This window comes from Providencia sp. PROV129, assembly GCF_028482245.1.
Lineage (GTDB): Bacteria > Pseudomonadota > Gammaproteobacteria > Enterobacterales > Enterobacteriaceae > Providencia > Providencia vermicola.
This window is the reverse complement of the sequence record NZ_JAMPQD010000014.1, coordinates 77177-94839: the sequence shown is the minus strand read 5'-3', so window position 1 is coordinate 94839 and position 17663 is coordinate 77177. Positions and strand designations below refer to the sequence as shown.

The following is a 17663-nucleotide window of genomic DNA, read 5'->3' as shown; positions in this document are numbered from 1 at the left end:
AAAACCAGTCTTAATTTTTCAGTGAGACTGGTTTTTGCTTATTAAGAGGGATTTTTACAAAATCTCCAACACTTGCTCAGGTGGACGACCTAAACGGGCTTTATCACCATTAACCACAATAGGGCGTTCAATCAATTTAGGGTTCTCATGCATCGCTTTAATGAGTTGATCTTGCGTTAAGCTGTCATCACTCAAATTCAACTCTTTGTATAAGTCTTCTTTTGTGCGCATTAATTGACGAGCATCTTTAAAACCTAGCATTTTCAATAATTTTTTAATCTCAGCAGCAGTCGGTGCTGTTTTTAAATATTCAACCACCGTTGGTGCGATCCCTTTTTCTTCTAAAAGCGCTAAGGTTTCACGGCTTTTAGAGCAACGCGGGTTATGGTAAATCTTAATTGAATCCGTCATTTTGAGTCCTTACGGTTTTGCATTTTCATCACGTAATTGTAGTTTTCTCAATGCATCGATACGTGCATCGTAGCGTTGTTGTTCATAACTGCCTAAACGGCTTTGGCGGCTGGCATCACTTAAATAATTGATTGCTGTGTCATAACCACCGCGTAGTGCGAGGCCTTCTGCATAAGCCGCGAGTTCTTCGGGGCGATTGCCTTGTTTTGCTGATGCTTCAGCCAACAAATCCCAACCAATTGGGTCATCAGGATAATCAAAAGTGTATTTGTTCAGTAACGTGGTCGCTTCTTTATACTGATGGTTGTTGATTAACGCGTTCGCTAAGTTAACAATAAACACCGTGTTTTTCGGTGATTTTTTGAGTGCACCTTGCAGGCGAGTGATGGCTTTAGTTGCTTGATTTTGCTCGATATCAACATCTGTCATGCTATCGATAAACCACGGATTATCGGGCTGTTTATTTAATAATTCAGTGAGAATTTTACCTGCATCTGCGTATTTTTTATCCTGTGAAAGGATCAGGGCTTTACCATATTGCGCAGCAAGCTGTTCGTTTTGCGAACCTTTCTCGTAATTTTCGATGATCTGGTCAAGGGCATGCTTTTGCTCTGTGCCATACATGGCTAAAATACGGACACGGGCTAACATAAAATCTAATGATGAAGGCACACTGGCTTTGGGTAACTGACTTGAACGGTTACGTGCATCCGCTAAACGGCTGTCGGGAAGGGGGTGCGTTAACAAGATTTCAGGCGGTTTAGACATATAGCGCGTTTGATCTGCCATGGTTTGCATAAAATCCGCCATTGCATGAGGATCAAAACCCGAACGGCGCAATGTTTGCAGGCCAATACGATCTGCTTCTTGCTCATTCGCTTGTGTGAAACTAATCCTACCTTGTTGCACACCCGCCATCGTACCTGTTAGTGCAGCAAAACCCGCTTGTGGATTGGCCATGACTAAAAGGAGTGAGCCAATTGTCCCTGCAATGGCTAACGGCGTGGTGCTTTTTTGGTCTTCCATCATTCGCGCAAGGTGCCTTTGCGTGACGTGAGAAATTTCGTGAGCCATAACAGAAGCGAGCTGGCTTTCATTTTGGCTATAACGGAATAAAGCGGAGTGCAGCACCACATTGCCGCCAAAATAAGCATAGGCGTTAATATTTGGGTTATTGACTAAATAAAACTTAAACGGGGTTTTAACTGAGTCAGCATTCTTCACTAAACGCATGCCAATCTTGTTAACATACTGAGTTAACAAGGGATCGTAAATTAGTGGTGTGCTGGCGCGAATTTGCCGGGTAATGGCATCACCCATAATAATTTCTTGGTTAATGCTAAGCGTGCCACCCGCAGTGGTACCGATGTCAGGTAAGGTATCTTCAATTGCACTATAAGCAGGCAAAACCGCACCATTGACGAGTGCAGCGATCATGAAAGCCAATAATGGGTATTTCAATTTTTTTTTCATGAAACGTGAGTATCCCATACAACGTTTAAAATTTAGGGTAAGTGCCAACTTTATTTCGAGTACATAAACACAAGGCATCAAATAACTCGAAAAGTTTAAAACACATGATAGCAAAAGCTATCGTAAAATCTGTTATTCGGTATAATTTTCGTTAATTTAGGAACTGTCCTTCGCATTAATTCCTCGGGAGCAACACATGCTGGAATTGTTTTTACAATGGTACCGTCGGCGTTTTGCCGATCCACAAGCCGTGGCACTGTTTACATTGTTGGTCTCAGGTTTTGTGATCATCTTCTTTTTCAGCAGTATACTGGCTCCATTGCTGGTGGCAATTGCCTTGGCGTATTTACTTGAATGGCCAACAAATATACTACAGCGCGCAGGATTATCCCGCGCAGTTGCCGTGAGTATTATTTTGACCTTGTTTGCAGGAATAAGTGCCATGGTTATTTTAATTATTGCGCCAACGGCATGGCAGCAAGGTATTAATTTGATAGCCGATCTCCCCAATATGGTTAACCGCTTCAATGAGTTTGCTCAAAAACTCCCTGAGCAATACCCTGCATTAGTCGATGTTGGGATCATAGATATGATGGCTGATAACTTACGTAGCCGTATGTCTGGGATTGCTGATTCCGTGGTTAAGGCTTCGGTAGCATCACTAATTGGCATTTTTTCCCTTGCGGTGTATTTAGTGTTAGTGCCATTAATGACCTTTTTTCTACTAAAAGATAAAGAACGTATTAGTCGAAGTTTCTTAAAATTGCTACCTAAAAACCGGTTATTAGTCGGGAAAGTTTGGGTCGAAATGAACGAGCAAATCACCAATTACCTACGCGGTAAAGTGACGGAAATGGTGATTGTCGGTGTCGCAACCTATTTATGTTTTGCCTATTTCGACTTGCGCTATGCGGTATTGTTATCGGTGCTAGTCGGTGTCGCGGTACTCATACCCTATATTGGTGCAGTCGCTGCCACCATTCCTGTGGTTATTGTCGCGTTATTCCAATATGGGATTGGCAGTGAATTTTGGTATCTGATGTTAGTTTATTTGGTCATTCAAGGGCTGGATAGCAACGTTGTAGTGCCATTACTGTTTTCAGAGGCTGTTAACTTACACCCATTGGTGATTATTTTATCTGTGGTGGTATTTGGCGGATTGTGGGGCTTTTGGGGGGTTTTCTTTGCAATCCCGTTGGCGACTTTAATTAAAGCAGTAATCCATGTTTGGCCAGAAGAGCCAGTAGAAGAGGCTAAATAAGAAATCAATCATAGTGCTGTATGGGATATACAGCACTATTGAATTATAAAGTATTATGCGTTTGCGTTGATGTACGCGAGAACGATTTCATGGTGGTTAGTGGTTTTGAAATCATCAAAAACGTGCTCGATTTTCCCTGTTGGGTCGACTAAGAAACTAATACGGTGAATTCCATCGTAGGTTTTCCCCATAAATTGTTTTTCGCCCCAAACCCCAAATTGCTCGCACACTTGGTGGTCTTCATCGGATAACAGTGTGAAATTCAACATTTCTTTTTCAGCGAAACGCGACAGTTTCTCTGGTTTGTCAGTGCTAATCCCTAACACTTCGACGCCTTTTGCTTTGAGTGTATCCATCTCATCACGCAAGCCGCACGCTTGAACTGTACAGCCGGGAGTCATCGCTTTTGGGTAAAAGTAAACTAATACGCGCTGACCCTGGTAATCAGAAAGATTGATGATCTCACCATCTTGGTCAGGAAGGCTAAATTGTGGCGCCTTATCACCGGCTTTCAATGGGTTCATTACATATATCTCCGTTAACTCTGCATATTGGGGTTGTTAACAATACTGATATTGCCTGTGGCATTTAGCATTGTACATAGTTGTTGAAATTTATTCTTTATAATTATGCCATTATCGTCCAACGGGTCATGTGCAGTAATCTGAATTTCCAGTTGAGCAGGCATATTATTATTGGCTGGTTGAGTCTTAGAAACAAGTTCTGCGATATTACATTGCGAAGTTGTAAATAAATTTGTGAATTGCTCGACAATTCGAGGTGCATCATCGACAACGACATTCACAGTAACTGTGGATGGATAATAAGTTATTTGAACACTCTGAGTTCGCTTCATGACAATCAGCAAGTCGAGTTCAGCTCCCTTAGGAGGCAAGGTTGCCTCAAGCAGGGTAATTGCATTCCAACTGCCAGATAACATCATAATGAAGGTGAACTCCTTGCCAAACATCGCTAAGCGACTATCTTCAATATTACAGTCACACTCACTGACAATACGTGTAATGGTGTTCACGATGCCCGGACGATCTGTTCCCAGCGCAGTAATGACAAGAAATTGCTGTTCAGTCTTAGGCAAAGTCTATTCCTTATTTTTTTGATTATGCCAGTTAAACATTTGATTAGAATATAGCCTTAAAACGAGACTATAAAAACTGACGGCCACTGGGAGTAAGGAAACCATAAAAAGTGACATCTGCCAAGAGGCGTCATTCACTCTTGCGAGAAAAGTCAGTGAATTATTACTTCTATTTAAGTTAACTCTGTTGGCATTAACAAAATTCATTAAAATCTTGCTGTTGGGTGGTTTTCTTCTTGGAAATGAAAACGTAACATGGAGGTTCAATTATTTAAGGGGTATCGCTATGGCTAATGGAAACGCAAACTACAAAGAATTTTTAACAGGAAGCATTGTCGCAGTTATCACACCAATGGATTCAGCGGGGCGTTTAGATAAAGCTAGCTTAAAAAAATTGGTCGATTACCATGTGGAAAGCGGCACAACGGCTATCGTTTCTGTTGGTACTACTGGTGAATCAGCAACCTTAACGCATAAAGAACACGTGGATGTTGTGAAAGCAACATTAGAGCTTGCTGATGGTCGTATCCCGATTATTGCAGGAGCGGGCGCAAATGCGACTGCAGAAGCTATTTCACTCACAAATGATTTTGAAAACAGTGGTGTGGTTGCTTGCCTGACTGTAACACCTTATTATAATAGGCCTTCACAGGAAGGGTTATATCAACACTTTAAAGCAATTTCAGAAAACACGAGCTTGCCACAAATTCTCTATAATGTACCATCACGTACAGGTTGCGATATGCTGCCAGAAACTGTGGGTCGTTTAGCAAAATTGGCGAATATTGTCGCAATTAAAGAAGCGACAGGGAACTTAGCACGTGTTCATCAAATCAAAGAGCTGGTTGATGATAATTTTGTGCTATTAACGGGTGACGATGCGACCGCACTTGATTTCATGCAACTGGGCGGAAAGGGCGTTATTTCAGTGACATCGAACGTTGCTGCGGCTCAGATGGTAAAAATGTGTGACTTAGCGCTTGCAGGCAAATATACTGAGGCGCGTGAATTAAATAAAAAACTGATGGGCTTACACCAACAGTTATTTGTTGAACCGAATCCAATTCCAGCGAAATGGGGTTGTCATCGCTTAGGTCTGATTGCCGATGGAACATTACGGTTACCAATGACACCGTTAACTGCGGCAGGCCAGCAAAAAGTTGAGGACGCTTTAAAACTCGCTGGGTTACTGTAAAATTTAGGGAATTTTAATGGCAACATTATTGCAAAAATCGAAGGTTATGAAGGTTGCTGGCCTGTCACTTGTGGTGTTACTGGCAGCCTGCTCCAGCGATCAGCGCTATAAACGTCAGGTCAGTGGTGATGAGGAATACCTTAACGCCGCGCCATTGAAAGTATTAAATGTGCCGCAAGGGATTACATTGCCTGCACAAAATGGTGAATACGACATTCCAAAAACGACCTCAACAGGTCCAGTTGGGAAAGCGTTAGATATTCGTCCACCAGTACTGACGATTTCGCAATTAGCTGGTTCGCGTACGGAAAATAGCGCTGATGCAAGCCGTTTGTTGCTAGAAAACACACCTGAAAATAGTGCTTTATGGTCACAAGTTACGATGATTTTAGAGCAACGTAACATTCCAGTTTCATCGAAAGATGACGGTACTCACTCCATTGAAACTGATTGGATAAAATGGACGCGTGCTGACGAAAACATTCCGATGGAAAGTCGTCATAAAGTGTCAGTTAAACCTGAAAATGGCATGATAGCCTTGACGGTGACTAACTTAGGTATGCGTCAAGGTGATGAAACTATTACGGATGTTGTTGAAATTCAACGTTATAACAAATTGTTATTAAATGAATTAACTGACAACTTGTATGCGTTACGTGATACCTCAAATAAAAATAGCCTGCAAAACGCCTATGGCATCATTGATGTGCAAACTGGCAGTGATGATACTGGCTTACCGCTGATTGTTGTCCGTGCACCGTTTGATGCTGTATGGGAACGCTTACCACACACTTTAGAAAGCGTGGGGATGAAAGTGGGTGACCGCACGCGTTCAACAGGTTCAGTAATGGTGACTTATAAAGGTTTAAGCAGTTCTGAGTGGCAAGCGTTGGGCATTGATGACCCAACTGTGCCTGAAGCAGACTATAAAGTGCAAGTGGGCGACTTAAACAACCGTAGTACGTTGCAGTTTATTTCGACAAAAGGCGTTGCATTAACGCAGAAACAAAATGACGAAATGGTTGCAGCATTAAAAGCGGCGTTCAGTAAAGCCCCAGCAAAAAAATAATCACTCAGTTTTGATGGTTAAAAAATAGAAGCCGTGGCGTTATTAGCCACGGTTTTTTTATGGGAAAAGAAATAATAGTGATCGATTATTTATATTAATAATCGATACTCGTCACGTATATTTTGATTGATTTATCATCAGAAATTTTTCGGATATACCTTATTTAATATCAATAACACCGCAGAGGCGAAACCCACAAAAAACGGTAGCAACGATATTATGCCAAGGAAAATTTCAGGCACAGAATTTAACCAAAAATTACGCATCACCCGCCGAAATGTAGAAGACACCTCACATTTTTTAGCGGAAGGAGTGAGTGAATTTGCACTCCTTGGTTTTGTTTTACCCAATGGTTATCGTTTAGTGAAATCCCGAGAGAAGGATCAATACCGCTTAATTGCAGAAGGCGAGAAGCCTGAAACGGTGTACTTGGTTGAACTGCGGTTTCGACGGGACATCGTAATAGGGAAAACCACGTGTACTCAGGTTAAAGTGTGGCGAACTTTTGCGCCTAATCATAAAATGACTATCAAGGATTTACCTGAAAGGTTTTTCATTTATTTGCTCAATACGTACAATATTATGGTGACGGATGAAGAACAAACTGAAGATGGGCAACGCTTTTGGGAGAATATGATTAACTGGGCATTTTTTAATCATTACTTTGTCTACGCATCTAATGGCGAAGAAGAGAGGCCCCTTGCTCGTATTGCCAATATGGAGGATTTTTACCTTAACTGGATGGACGTGTACTGGGGGAAAGACAAGGATAATCATCCACATAGATTAGTTGTTATCAGCCAATCACCATTGAACCAGTCCAAATAATAAAGCTGATCATTAATCAGTTCATTTATCAATGCTCTTCCTTTTATTATCAACTATATAGTTGGCTAATTAGTTATTGGTAAATTAAAAACGAATACCTCATGAGCGAAAAACAAATGGACAAAAAATCAGTGTTTATCGTTAAGTAATCGTTTGCGTCAAGCGTGAAATTTTATTATCATAATAGGCATTGAAAGATAAAATATTGAATATCAGTAAGTTAGATTAACGATACGGTTTGATGGTTAACTGACTGAAACAGAGCAAAAAATTAACTGAGAAAAGGCATTTTTATCTGTTTTCCATTTTCCGTTAATTTTGTGTTCTGCAAAACAGCGTCACAAAATCTATTCACCTATTGTTTTTCTCTATAGTTCAATCACATCTCTGGAGTGTGTAAGATGCAAAAGAAAGCTGAGTTGTATCGTGGCAAGGCAAAAACTGTCTATACCACTGAGGATCCTGATCTGTTAGTTCTGGAATTCCGTAATGATACATCAGCACTCGATGGTGAGCGTATCGAGCAATTTGACCGTAAAGGCATGGTTAATAACAAGTTTAACCACTTCATTATGAGTAAGTTAGAAGAAGCGGGTATTCCAACACAAATGGAAGCGTTACTGTCCGACACCGAAGCTCTGGTCAAAAAATTAGACATGGTGCCTGTTGAGTGCGTGATCCGTAACCGTGCTGCGGGCTCATTAGTGAAGCGTTTAGGTGTTGAAGAAGGGATGGTATTAAACCCGCCATTATTTGACCTGTTCTTAAAAGATGATGCTAAACATGACCCAATGGTTAACGAATCTTACTGCGAAACGTTTGGCTGGGTGAGCAAAGAAAATCTCGCTAAAATGCGTGAACTTAGCTACAAAGCTAATGATGTATTAAGCAAGATTTTTGCAGATGCAGGTTTGATTCTAGTTGATTTTAAATTGGAGTTTGGTTTATTTAACGGCCAAGTGGTTCTGGGTGATGAGTTTTCCCCTGATGGTAGCCGTTTGTGGGATAAAGAAACACTAAACAAAATGGATAAAGACCGTTTTCGCCAAAGTCTTGGTGGTTTGATCGAAGCTTATGAAGAAGTTGCGCGTCGCATCGGGGTTCAATTAGATTAATTATTTCCTATAAAATAGAATGACTTTAGCCTGCTTAGCAGGCTATTTTTTTATCTCATCAAGATGAAGAAAATTTTTAACCCATGCTTTAGGTGTGACGGATGCGGTTGATAATGCCAACGTTTGGCTCAATGAAATCAAGGTTGGAGCAGGGAGCTCAGACTCAACTTGTAATGCATTATGATTGAGCACCTCTATTGGTGAGCCATCTGCAATCAGTTTTCCATGGGATAAATGTAGTACCCGCTTAAAATGGCGCGCCACAAAGTCAAAGTCATGGCTAATAGTCACAATAGTAGTGCCTTTAATACGTTGTAAATCCAACCAATTTTCAAACCGCTGCATCCATAACGCATCGAAGTCACGGCTCGGCTCGTCGAGTAAGATTAGCGATGGCGAGACGGCTTCTAAACAGGCGACTGCAACCATTCTGCGTTGCCCTGCATGCAGGTCGAGTGGGTGTTTGTCCGCAACATCAGTTAAGTGGCAAGCTTCCAATGCATTTTGTACACGTTCAGTAATGACCTCTTTTGGCAGCTTTTTTCGTTTTAATCCAAATGCGACTTCGGCTTTTACTGTACTGTGAAAAATTTGCTTTTCCGCCTCTTGAAATAAGATACCGACTTGGTTAGCGCGTTGAGGGGTCGTTAATTGTGCGAGGGGCTGGTTATGTAGCAGTAAATCACCTTGGTTAGGGGCTAATAACCCCGCTAAAAGTCGCAAAAGTGTCGATTTCCCTGCGCCATTATCACCGACAAGCGCAACCCATTCACTTGCCTGTACATTGAATGATAAATCAGAAATATTATTGATATTTGAACTTGGCCAGCGGTAACTGACGTTATTGAGTTGTAGCATATAACACCTTAAACGCATCAATTAATTGTGTTTCATCACGAGGGATTGAACTTTGCCATTCGCCGAGGTTAATTAACTCCCCAATCGCACGCCATGCATCGGGCATATTAATCGTGGCAATTGAGCTCGGAAAAATTGTGTTTAAAGAACCACTGGAGAGCATTCTTCCTGCTTCAGAAAATGCCTTGCCGCTACTGAGTAAAAGGTAGTCTTCGCAGTAATTGATAGCGGGTAATAAATTACGCTCAAATAATATGATGCAGCAATTGGTGTGAATTGAATAGTGTTTCAATTGAGACAATAGGCGCTGCGTCGCACTGGGGGTCAATCGACTAAAAGCTTCATCTAACAATAATAATTTGGGACGCATCGCCAGGGCACTTGCCAAAACAACACGTTGTGCTTCGCCACCAGATAAGGTCGCAGGATGCCGATGCCTGAGTGGCTCACAAAAAGTGAATGCGATAGCATGTTCGATACGCTGAGCGATTTCATCGGGTGACAAGCCTAAGTTCTCGGGGCCAAAGGCGATTTCTTGTTCGACGGTAAATGTGCAGCCAGAAAGCTGCAACTGAGGGGATTGCTGAATAAGTTGACGTGTAACAGACGCTTGAACTAATGCGTTATTTACCAGCGGTTGTTGTAAGACGTTTGCTATCCCTGTTAATTCACCGTGTAATAAATCCCCATACCAACCAGCAAGAAGCTGTGCTAATGTGCTTTTTCCACTACCATTTCCTCCCAATACGCAAAGCCATTGGCCTGCATTAAGCTGGAGATCAATGGGCCCCAGTAACGAGTGCTGTGCACCTTGGGGAATAAATTGCATTTGCTGTAAATTTACCACCACAGAGCTAACCCACCTTCAATAAATATCAATAATAACAGGCTGTAACGTAATATAACTTGCCAGTAGCTATCCGCAGGTGGATTCAACGTTGTGCGTTTGGTGCTATAGCGAAACGCATGCATATCCAGAGCTGCGCCACGAATACTTAGCTCGCTTAATGTATTGCTGGCTAAGGGGAACAAAATAGCGGGTAATGAAGTGCATCGTTGCCAAAAATTACCGTCAAGTGGAACACCTCTTGCTAATTGTGCTTCACGGATAATATTCAGTTGTTGCTTAAGTTGTTCGACAAGTAATAATGGCCCAGCAAGAAGGTAAGAAAAGCTAGCAGGTAGTCTGCTAGCAAATAAAGCACGGATAAACCGCTCAGTTGGTACATATTGCAGCCAAATTTGTGAACAACTGATAATTGTTAACAACTTAAACCATAAGGCTAAAGCAAACTCAGGTCGGCTATTTTTCAGTGTTTCACCTGTCAGCAATTGTGCGAACCACCCTCCATGTATTAGCCATAAACCTAATGCCATTGGGATCATAAACCATGCAACAATTTTCCAGCGAGAGCGAGCTGGGCGCCATGATAGTAAAGCAAGAAATGTACTACACCCCAGCAGAATCAATGGCCAGTCTAGCGGTAATAACAATGCACTGGCACTGAGCCAAAGCCACAACGTCAGTGAGGTGAACGGGTGCATTTAGCGCACCTTCGCCATATTTGGATAGTTGCGTTGCACACGTTCAGGTAATTGTCGAACTAATAACCATGCAACGAGCGCTGAGATGATCTTATCGGCAATATTTGCCCCTAAAACGGTGATAGCAACGGATTCAAGTAAGTTATCACCCACAGCATGGAAATAGGCAACAAAGAAATCGGCGCCACTGCCTGTTGTGCCGCCAAATAAATACGTTCGAATTGGCACGGCAACAATCATTAACGCGAAGGTGATCGCAACGCCTGATAAAATCACTCTTGGTAATGTGCGAAAACCGCCAGCACGTGCTAAAAGGCCTGCACTTAAACCTATCATCATTGCAACGGGGGCAAAAGCCGCTGCGATTGGACCACTTAGAAGCCCCCATAATAAGTTGGTCAATAATCCGCTAGTGAGAGCAGCCCAAGGCCCTGCGAGTAAGGCGCAAATTAATGTTCCGATAGAATCAAGAAAAATAGGCAGCTTTAACATGGAGCTTAATTGGCCTACAACCATATTGATCGCAATTGAAAAAACAATTAGCGTTAGGGTGCGGCTGGAAACAAACGATGATTTACTCATAAAAAAATGATTCCTTGCAAAATAAAATAGAAAAATTAGCGTGAAATAACAACAAGTTCTTCATAACCAGAAAGGGAGCAGGGTTCCCGTGTAAAGGCAATATTTTCAAGTTCACCAATGACTAATTCCAATGTTGTTCTAACACTACAACCAGGCATCATATGACCGCCTCGCATGTGGCCTTTTTCATCAGAAACGGATAAATGCAGATGTTCACCATTGGCTTCTAAGGTGCCAATTAATGAAACAATTTCAAATTTTCCACGGATATGGTCGGCATCTTCTTGGCCAGCAAAGCGTAATGCAACATTCGTAAGGCTCCCTACACAGCCTGCAATAAAGGCGGCTTGGAACCCATGTAGGGCAATCTGTTTTCTTAAGGTTAATAAAACGTCGTCACCTGGAAGTAAGCGGATCGCAATAAAACGTGCATTTGAATAAAGGGGTAATGCTTGGGTCATGTTTTCAATCCTAGAGTTGAAATTGTGCTGAATGTCGCACAAGCATGTAAAACATTAAAATGATAAATAATGCTAGGTTATAAGTTTTTGTGTATTGATTGCTCTGGGGCATTATACGCAATAATTGATGCGTTTCTGGGGGGATAAGACATGTGATGCAAACTTCAGGAAAACCCTCTACGAGTTGGTGTTTATAGTGAGGAAAATCAAAAAAAAAGGCAGATAAAAAAATAAAGAGTGATGAATATTCCAAGAATTTAACTTAAGTTTTCAATCGAGAGGTTAAATTCCAGTGCAGTCATGGTTTGTTTTTTCATTTTGCTTGTTTGCCATGGATTATACTGGGAGGTGGAGATTCATTAAGAGGAGCATGACGCGAGTTTTAATCATATCCCGCTCTTGGGTTTTTGATGCTTATTTGTATCAAAATCCCCATTGTTACTCATGCGTATTTGAAACTTCATGTTTAGGTGAATAAAAACACAGATTTAATAGTGAATATGGCTAATAATAAAAAGAGTTGATGTAATTATTTGCTTCTTAACTAATGACCCAATAACATGTTTTAAAATAAGTTATTTTGCTACTCACAAAAAATTGCCAGTTCTACAGGGAAAAATCTATGAGTCACGTTGACCCCACATTAATCATTCTTTTGGTCTTAGCTGGGTTAGGAATAATTAGCCATAATATGACAGTAACACTTGCCATGTTATTTTTATTGGTTGTACGAATAACACCACTAAATAATTATTTTCCTTGGATTGAAAAGTATGGATTAACCATCGGGATCTTGATTTTAACTATTGGGGTAATGGCTCCGATTGCGAGTGGTAAAATCAGCGCGAGTGAAGTCTTGGGCTCATTTTTAAATTGGAAATCCATTCTGGCAATCGTCATTGGTGTCGCGGTTTCTTGGTTAGGGAGCCGCGGGGTCGCGTTAATGTCAAACCAACCCTCGACTGTCGCTGGGTTGCTTGTTGGCACCGTGATTGGTGTTGCTTTATTTAGAGGTGTGCCTGTTGGGCCTTTGATTGCCGCAGGGATATTATCATTATTAATTGGGAAATCTTAATCACCTCATGAATGATTTGCTGTCTGCCTGCGTTGAGCAGCTGCGTATGTTTGGTTTTCGCCGCTTATTGGTTTTATCTGGCGACGATGAATGGATTACTCAGCGGTTAGTTGAACTACAAACCACCTTAACAGGGGATTGGCTGACACTTTCCTCTGATTTATCTAACAGTGTGTTACCAGAGAATGCTCACTTATTGTTAGGACGTGAATTCTTGCATGGTATTTTTGATGCACGCAAGGGTATTCATAGTGAAGCACTTGCGATGCAAGCAGGCTCACTAAAGGCGGGCAGTTTGCTGGTTTTTTGCACGGTAGCGCAAGAGGCATGGCCTAATCACCTAGACATTGATAGTCTGCGCTGGAATGAACAGCATGGCATGATCTCAACACCCAATTTTGTGCGCCATTTGCAACGTGCTATGTGCGCCTCCGATGATGTCATCTTTTACCAGCAAGGCAATACAGTACGCGTAAAATTACTGAGCAATAGCCCTGTTTGGTTACCACCAACTGGGCAATTAACAGCGCAGCAGCAGCAGGCCTTAAATCAACTATTATCAGCGTCAACAGGGGTTTGGGGGATTATTGCGCCAAGAGGCCGAGGGAAATCAACGGTTGCAGGTCAGCTAATACAACAATGGCTAGGGGAATGTTGGTGCTGTGCACCCGCTAAAGTCTCCACTGAAGTGCTAGCACAACATGCTGTTAAACCACTGCATTTTTGGGCGCCAGATGCTTTACTCGCTTATTGTCAAGCGGGTCATAAAATAACAGCAGATTGGTTGGTTATCGATGAGGCCGCTGCTATCCCGAACTATATATTATGCCAATTAGTTGATTATTTTCCTCGTGTGCTATTAACGACCACGGTTGATGGCTATGAAGGTACAGGGCGCGGTTTTGTGTTGAAGTTTTGTGCAAGCTTACCCAATTTTACGCCTTTAAATCTCGATGAGCCGATTCGTTTTGCACGGCATGACCCGTTAGAAAAATGGCTAAATCAAGCACTGCTATTGCAAGAGCCAAATTCAACTTCAAATTCAACTTTGACTTCGCATTCGATTATTGAATATCAATCAATTAGCCAGGATGAATTGGCAAGAAATGAGCGTAAATTAACCGCATTTTATGGTTTGTTAATGAGTGCTCATTATCGAACATCACCATTAGATTTACGTCGTTTATTAGATGCAAACAAACAGCATTTCATGGCCGCCTCTAGCCAACAAATGGATGAACACTATTTAGCTGCGCTATGGATGGTGGATGAGGGGTTATTAGATGAAGAATTAAGTTGGCAAGTTTGGGCGGGTTTACGTCGTCCTCGAGGGAATCTAGTCGCTCAATCGTTAGCGGCGCATAGTTATTTTCCGCAGGCAGCACAGTGGAAGTCGCGAAGGGTGATGCGCATTGCTGTCGATGCACATTATCGTCGCCAGCAAATTGGTCTGACATTAGTTGAACAACAAAAGCAGGATTGTATCATACAAGATATTGATTTTCTTTCTGTTAGTTTTGGCCTAACGCCTGATTTATATGCATTTTGGCAAAAAGCAGGGTTTAGTTTACTTCGTATTGGGTCACAGAAAGAAGCAAGTAGCGGGTGTTATACAGCGATGGCGATTTTACCGCTTTCCTCAAGCGCTAAGCAATTATGCGAATACGGTAAAATCTTGCTTCAACGGGATCTTTACTGGCGAAGAGATTTAGCGGATTTCCCCCTTTGTTCAACGGATGAACAACAGCTTAATCAAGAAGATTGGGTTGAACTTATTGGTTTTAGTGAGTTTAAGCGGCCAGTTGCAGCCAGTCAAAGTGCTATTTTGCGCTTTTTAGCTCAATATTCTGATCCAGCCCCTCTTTTAAGACATTATTTCGAACAGGATAAGCCACTGTCTCAAATATGCGAAGAATTCAAGCTAACAGGCAAAAAACAGTGGTTGGATTGTGTGCGAAAGCAGGTTGGTGTTTTTGTCAGGCAATACCAGCCAGCGCTGTTATCTGAGATTGTTCAAAAGGTGATTACTTTTTGTCCTTAGGCCAATCATCTTCATCATCCCACAGGTGGTTATTATCTTTGTGGGGAGGAACCTCTGGTTTATCATCAAGAAACTTTTTAGGGTCAAGCTTCATCATTTCTTTGACGGAGTTCCAAATAAGTCCAACCAAGAGAAGCGGAATTATCCACCAGTAGTCTGCTAGCCATTGCATTTTTTATCACCATTTATCATTTTTGCTTTTTCGTCGAGCCAGTTATATTGTGTTTATATCACTAATGAGAGTGACACGATATAACTCAACGATTTCACTGATGGGTTTAAACAGGGAAAAGCGACTTTTCACTAAACCCATTTGCGATTACAGTATATCATTGATATTACTGTGAGTTACCACATATTTATCAGGGTTTTGACGTTTACATGAGTTTGCAAGGGAGCGCAGGCAAATTTGAAAAAAATCCTTCTTATTTTTTTGGGTTGGCTGGCGGTGGCGCTTGCATTTGCAGGCGTAGTATTGCCTATTTTACCAACAACGCCATTTTTATTATTCGCTGCATGGTGCTTTTCACGCTCCTCGCCGCGTTTTCATCAGTGGTTATTGTATCGCTCTTGGTTTGGTGGTTATTTACGTCATTGGCAGAAGTATAGAGGACTGCCTAAAGGTGCTAAGCCTAAAGCGATTATTTTGATTTTACTCACTTTTTCATTATCGATTTGGGTTGTGAGCTATTTGTGGTTGAAAATAGGCTTGTTTGGATTACTTTGTTGGTTGCTTTATTTTATGTATCGGTTACCTGTCGTTGACGAGGCCATACAAACGCGTGATAAAACAACCCCATAAGTCAATATCTAGCTTATGGGGTTGCATTGAATTAAAAAGAAGGGTTAAACGTTACTCTGGAATTTTAATATAGTGGTTAAAAATATAGCCTAGGTTATTGATTAACCAGTTTTTTCCAAGAATATCTTCTTTTTCCAAAACATTTTTGATGACCTCGGGTGTTAACAATTGTTCCGCTTCGTATGAAAGCGGCCAATAGCTAATATGCCAAGGTTCATAGGCAACACCTGAATCCCTTGCAGTGAAAGGACGGTAAAAATCAAAGGTGGCCATGTTGTCTGACAACCAATCATTTAGCGGTGCAAGGTAACCACCTGCGTCGTACTCCCAAGGCTCTAATTGCAACGTTTGCCCAGCTGGAATGCGTAAGGGGTCATAAACATCAATCTCAGTTCCCCAATGGTGACGACTTGCACCAGGTAGTGCAGACCAGTGCAAAATGGCCTCACAAAGTTGACCTTCAGAAAGTTGGGTAATATCCAGGGGCTGGCTGTTGGCATCCAGCACAGGGCGTTTACCTGAAAACTTCTCATTCCATATCAATTGTTGCCGTGAAAAATCACGAAACGCACTGGCTGATTGTAATTTAAAGCCTGCTTTTGCTGCGGCTTGCTGCATTGCAAGAAAGGCTTTGGTTGCATTAAATTGCAAACGGTGAGGCCCCCCCAGAGTGACCAAGTGATCCGTTGAGCGGCCAGTGAGCATTTCAATGGTGATCATAGAATGAGCAACTCCATTATCCGTTCATAAATCAAAGCCAACTGCTGTAGATCATCGACACTAACGCATTCATCAACCTTATGGATTGTGGCATTTAAAGGCCCCAGTTCTATGACTTGTGTCCCCATTTGTGCGATAAATCGACCATCAGAGGTACCACCGCTGGTGGATAATTCCGTAGTACGGCCTGTTAATTCTTTAATTGCTTGTAAGGTTGCCGAAACTAACTTGCCACTATCCGTTAAAAATGGCTGACCAGATAACGACCATTCAATTTTATATTCTAGTCCATAGTGCGAAAGCATTTCTGTGACCCTGTCACGAATTACAGTGTCTGTTAGCTCTGTACTAAAACGGAAGTTAAATTGAATAAATAATTCACCAGGAATGACATTACTCGCCCCTGTACCCGCATGAATATTGGCAATTTGCATGGTAGTTGCAGGGAAAAATGCATTACCGTTATCCCATGTTGTTGTCGTTAGCGCTTGTAAAAAGGCTGCTGCACGATGGACAGGGTTATCGGCGAGGTGTGGATAAGCAACGTGACCCTGTGTGCCAAGAATAGTTAAATCAGCGGTAATAGAACCACGGCGCCCATTTTTGATGATGTCGCCTAGCGTTGATTGGCTAGAGGGCTCACCCACCAAGCAGTAATCAACGGTTTCGTTACGCTGGATCAGCGCCTCAACAACTTTAACTGTGCCATCATGGGCGTCAGCTTCTTCATCAGAGGTAATCAGAAAGGCTAAACGACCTTGGTGAGTCGGGTGTTTTTCGACAAAACGCTCAGCAGCTACAATCATAGCGGCAACAGAACCTTTCATATCTGCTGCGCCACGACCATATAGATGTTGGTTAATAATTGTTGGAGTGAATGGTGGCGTTTGCCAGTTTTCGCTATTTCCCGCGGGAACAACATCAGTGTGACCTGCAAACGCGAGTGTTGTTCCAGTACCGCGGTGAGCCCAAAAATTGAGTGTATGACCAAAGGGCATTGGTTCAACGGTAAAACCAATTTTTTGTAGCCTTTCGGTGAGTAATGCTTGGCAGCCTTGGTCATCAGGGCTAATCGAGGGGCGTGAAATAAGCTCTTTTGCTAATTGAATAACAGGACAATCCATTTATACC

General features: G+C 42.0%; 20 protein-coding genes. 8 read left to right on the top strand and 12 right to left on the bottom strand.

What is annotated here, in order from left to right; genetic code table 11:
* Positions 1–54: 54 nt before the first annotated feature.
* Together arsC and PSF27_RS10300 are read right to left on the bottom strand one after the other, a co-directional pair.
* The gene (gene arsC / locus PSF27_RS10305) at positions 55–411 is read right to left on the bottom strand and encodes an arsenate reductase (glutaredoxin) (protein WP_206086555.1); all 357 of its coding nucleotides are present in this window, start codon (positions 409–411) and stop codon (positions 55–57) included.
* A 9-nt stretch (positions 412–420) separates the two neighbouring features.
* Complete coding sequence (locus tag PSF27_RS10300) at positions 421–1884, bottom strand: beta-barrel assembly-enhancing protease (RefSeq protein ID WP_206086556.1); 1464 nt, start codon at positions 1882–1884, stop codon at positions 421–423.
* Between the two features lie 196 nt (positions 1885–2080).
* Between PSF27_RS10300 and PSF27_RS10295 the strand changes: the two genes are divergently transcribed.
* A complete protein-coding gene (locus PSF27_RS10295) occupies positions 2081–3145 on the top strand; it encodes an AI-2E family transporter (protein ID WP_206086557.1) in 1065 nt (354 codons plus the stop codon).
* 53 nt (positions 3146–3198) lie between these two features.
* On the opposite strand, the gene bcp is transcribed toward PSF27_RS10295, so the two are convergent.
* Both bcp and PSF27_RS10285 read right to left on the bottom strand, forming a co-directional pair.
* Positions 3199–3669 carry a thioredoxin-dependent thiol peroxidase gene (gene bcp, locus PSF27_RS10290; RefSeq protein ID WP_206086558.1) on the bottom strand — a complete coding sequence of 157 codons (471 nt, stop codon included), beginning with the start codon at positions 3667–3669 and terminating at the stop codon, positions 3199–3201.
* A gap of 14 nt (positions 3670–3683) precedes the next feature.
* Positions 3684–4241: a glycine cleavage system transcriptional repressor gene (locus PSF27_RS10285; RefSeq protein ID WP_206086559.1), complete on the bottom strand. Its 558-nt coding sequence runs from the start codon at positions 4239–4241 to the stop codon at positions 3684–3686.
* A gap of 286 nt (positions 4242–4527) precedes the next feature.
* Here PSF27_RS10285 and dapA point away from each other — a divergent pair, with 286 nt between their 5' ends.
* The 4 genes from dapA to purC all read left to right on the top strand — a co-directional run bounded on the left by dapA (position 4528) and on the right by purC (position 8448).
* The gene (gene dapA, locus PSF27_RS10280) at positions 4528–5436 is read left to right on the top strand and encodes a 4-hydroxy-tetrahydrodipicolinate synthase (RefSeq protein WP_206086560.1); all 909 of its coding nucleotides are present in this window, start codon (positions 4528–4530) and stop codon (positions 5434–5436) included.
* 16 nt (positions 5437–5452) lie between these two features.
* Positions 5453–6505, top strand: a complete 1053-nt coding sequence (bamC, locus tag PSF27_RS10275) for an outer membrane protein assembly factor BamC (RefSeq protein WP_206086561.1) — start codon at positions 5453–5455, stop codon at positions 6503–6505.
* A 219-nt stretch (positions 6506–6724) separates the two neighbouring features.
* Positions 6725–7333: a hypothetical protein gene (locus PSF27_RS10270; RefSeq protein ID WP_272681407.1), complete on the top strand. Its 609-nt coding sequence runs from the start codon at positions 6725–6727 to the stop codon at positions 7331–7333.
* A gap of 401 nt (positions 7334–7734) precedes the next feature.
* Entirely contained in the window at positions 7735–8448 is a 714-nt protein-coding gene (gene purC, locus PSF27_RS10265; RefSeq protein ID WP_206086563.1) for a phosphoribosylaminoimidazolesuccinocarboxamide synthase, read from the top strand.
* A gap of 42 nt (positions 8449–8490) precedes the next feature.
* Here the strand turns inward: purC and PSF27_RS10260 are convergent, their stop codons facing one another.
* From PSF27_RS10260 to PSF27_RS10240, 5 genes are read right to left on the bottom strand one after another with little or no spacing between them, the layout of a single operon-like run.
* Entirely contained in the window at positions 8491–9306 is an 816-nt protein-coding gene (locus PSF27_RS10260) for an energy-coupling factor ABC transporter ATP-binding protein (RefSeq protein ID WP_272681406.1), read from the bottom strand.
* The gene (locus PSF27_RS10255; protein WP_272681405.1) at positions 9290–10156 is read right to left on the bottom strand and encodes an energy-coupling factor ABC transporter ATP-binding protein; all 867 of its coding nucleotides are present in this window, start codon (positions 10154–10156) and stop codon (positions 9290–9292) included. Before PSF27_RS10255 ends, PSF27_RS10260 begins: the two co-directional genes overlap by 17 nt.
* The gene (locus PSF27_RS10250) at positions 10147–10851 is read right to left on the bottom strand and encodes an energy-coupling factor transporter transmembrane component T (RefSeq protein ID WP_272539420.1); all 705 of its coding nucleotides are present in this window, start codon (positions 10849–10851) and stop codon (positions 10147–10149) included. The genes PSF27_RS10255 and PSF27_RS10250 overlap by 10 nt, the downstream gene beginning before the upstream one ends.
* Positions 10852–11433, bottom strand: a complete 582-nt coding sequence (locus PSF27_RS10245) for an ECF transporter S component (RefSeq protein WP_206086567.1) — start codon at positions 11431–11433, stop codon at positions 10852–10854.
* A 35-nt stretch (positions 11434–11468) separates the two neighbouring features.
* Positions 11469–11894, bottom strand: coding sequence for a PPC domain-containing DNA-binding protein (locus PSF27_RS10240; RefSeq protein WP_206086568.1), 426 nt, complete (start codon positions 11892–11894; stop codon positions 11469–11471).
* A gap of 622 nt (positions 11895–12516) precedes the next feature.
* Between PSF27_RS10240 and PSF27_RS10235 the strand changes: the two genes are divergently transcribed.
* A complete protein-coding gene (locus tag PSF27_RS10235; RefSeq protein ID WP_206086569.1) occupies positions 12517–12969 on the top strand; it encodes a DUF441 domain-containing protein in 453 nt (150 codons plus the stop codon).
* A 7-nt stretch (positions 12970–12976) separates the two neighbouring features.
* A complete protein-coding gene (locus PSF27_RS10230; protein ID WP_272681404.1) occupies positions 12977–15010 on the top strand; it encodes a tRNA(Met) cytidine acetyltransferase TmcA in 2034 nt (677 codons plus the stop codon).
* Here PSF27_RS10230 and PSF27_RS10225 read toward each other — a convergent pair.
* Entirely contained in the window at positions 14994–15182 is a 189-nt protein-coding gene (locus PSF27_RS10225; RefSeq protein WP_047757402.1) for a YpfN family protein, read from the bottom strand. The genes PSF27_RS10230 and PSF27_RS10225 overlap by 17 nt on opposite strands.
* A gap of 237 nt (positions 15183–15419) precedes the next feature.
* Here PSF27_RS10225 and PSF27_RS10220 point away from each other — a divergent pair, with 237 nt between their 5' ends.
* The gene (locus PSF27_RS10220) at positions 15420–15812 is read left to right on the top strand and encodes a DUF454 family protein (RefSeq protein WP_272681403.1); all 393 of its coding nucleotides are present in this window, start codon (positions 15420–15422) and stop codon (positions 15810–15812) included.
* Between the two features lie 51 nt (positions 15813–15863).
* Here PSF27_RS10220 and PSF27_RS10215 read toward each other — a convergent pair whose 3' ends face one another.
* Positions 15864–16532, bottom strand: a complete 669-nt coding sequence (locus PSF27_RS10215; RefSeq protein ID WP_272681402.1) for a M15 family metallopeptidase — start codon at positions 16530–16532, stop codon at positions 15864–15866.
* Positions 16529–17656: a succinyl-diaminopimelate desuccinylase gene (dapE, locus tag PSF27_RS10210; RefSeq protein ID WP_272681401.1), complete on the bottom strand. Its 1128-nt coding sequence runs from the start codon at positions 17654–17656 to the stop codon at positions 16529–16531. Before dapE ends, PSF27_RS10215 begins: the two co-directional genes overlap by 4 nt.
* Positions 17657–17663: the final 7 nt, after the last annotated feature.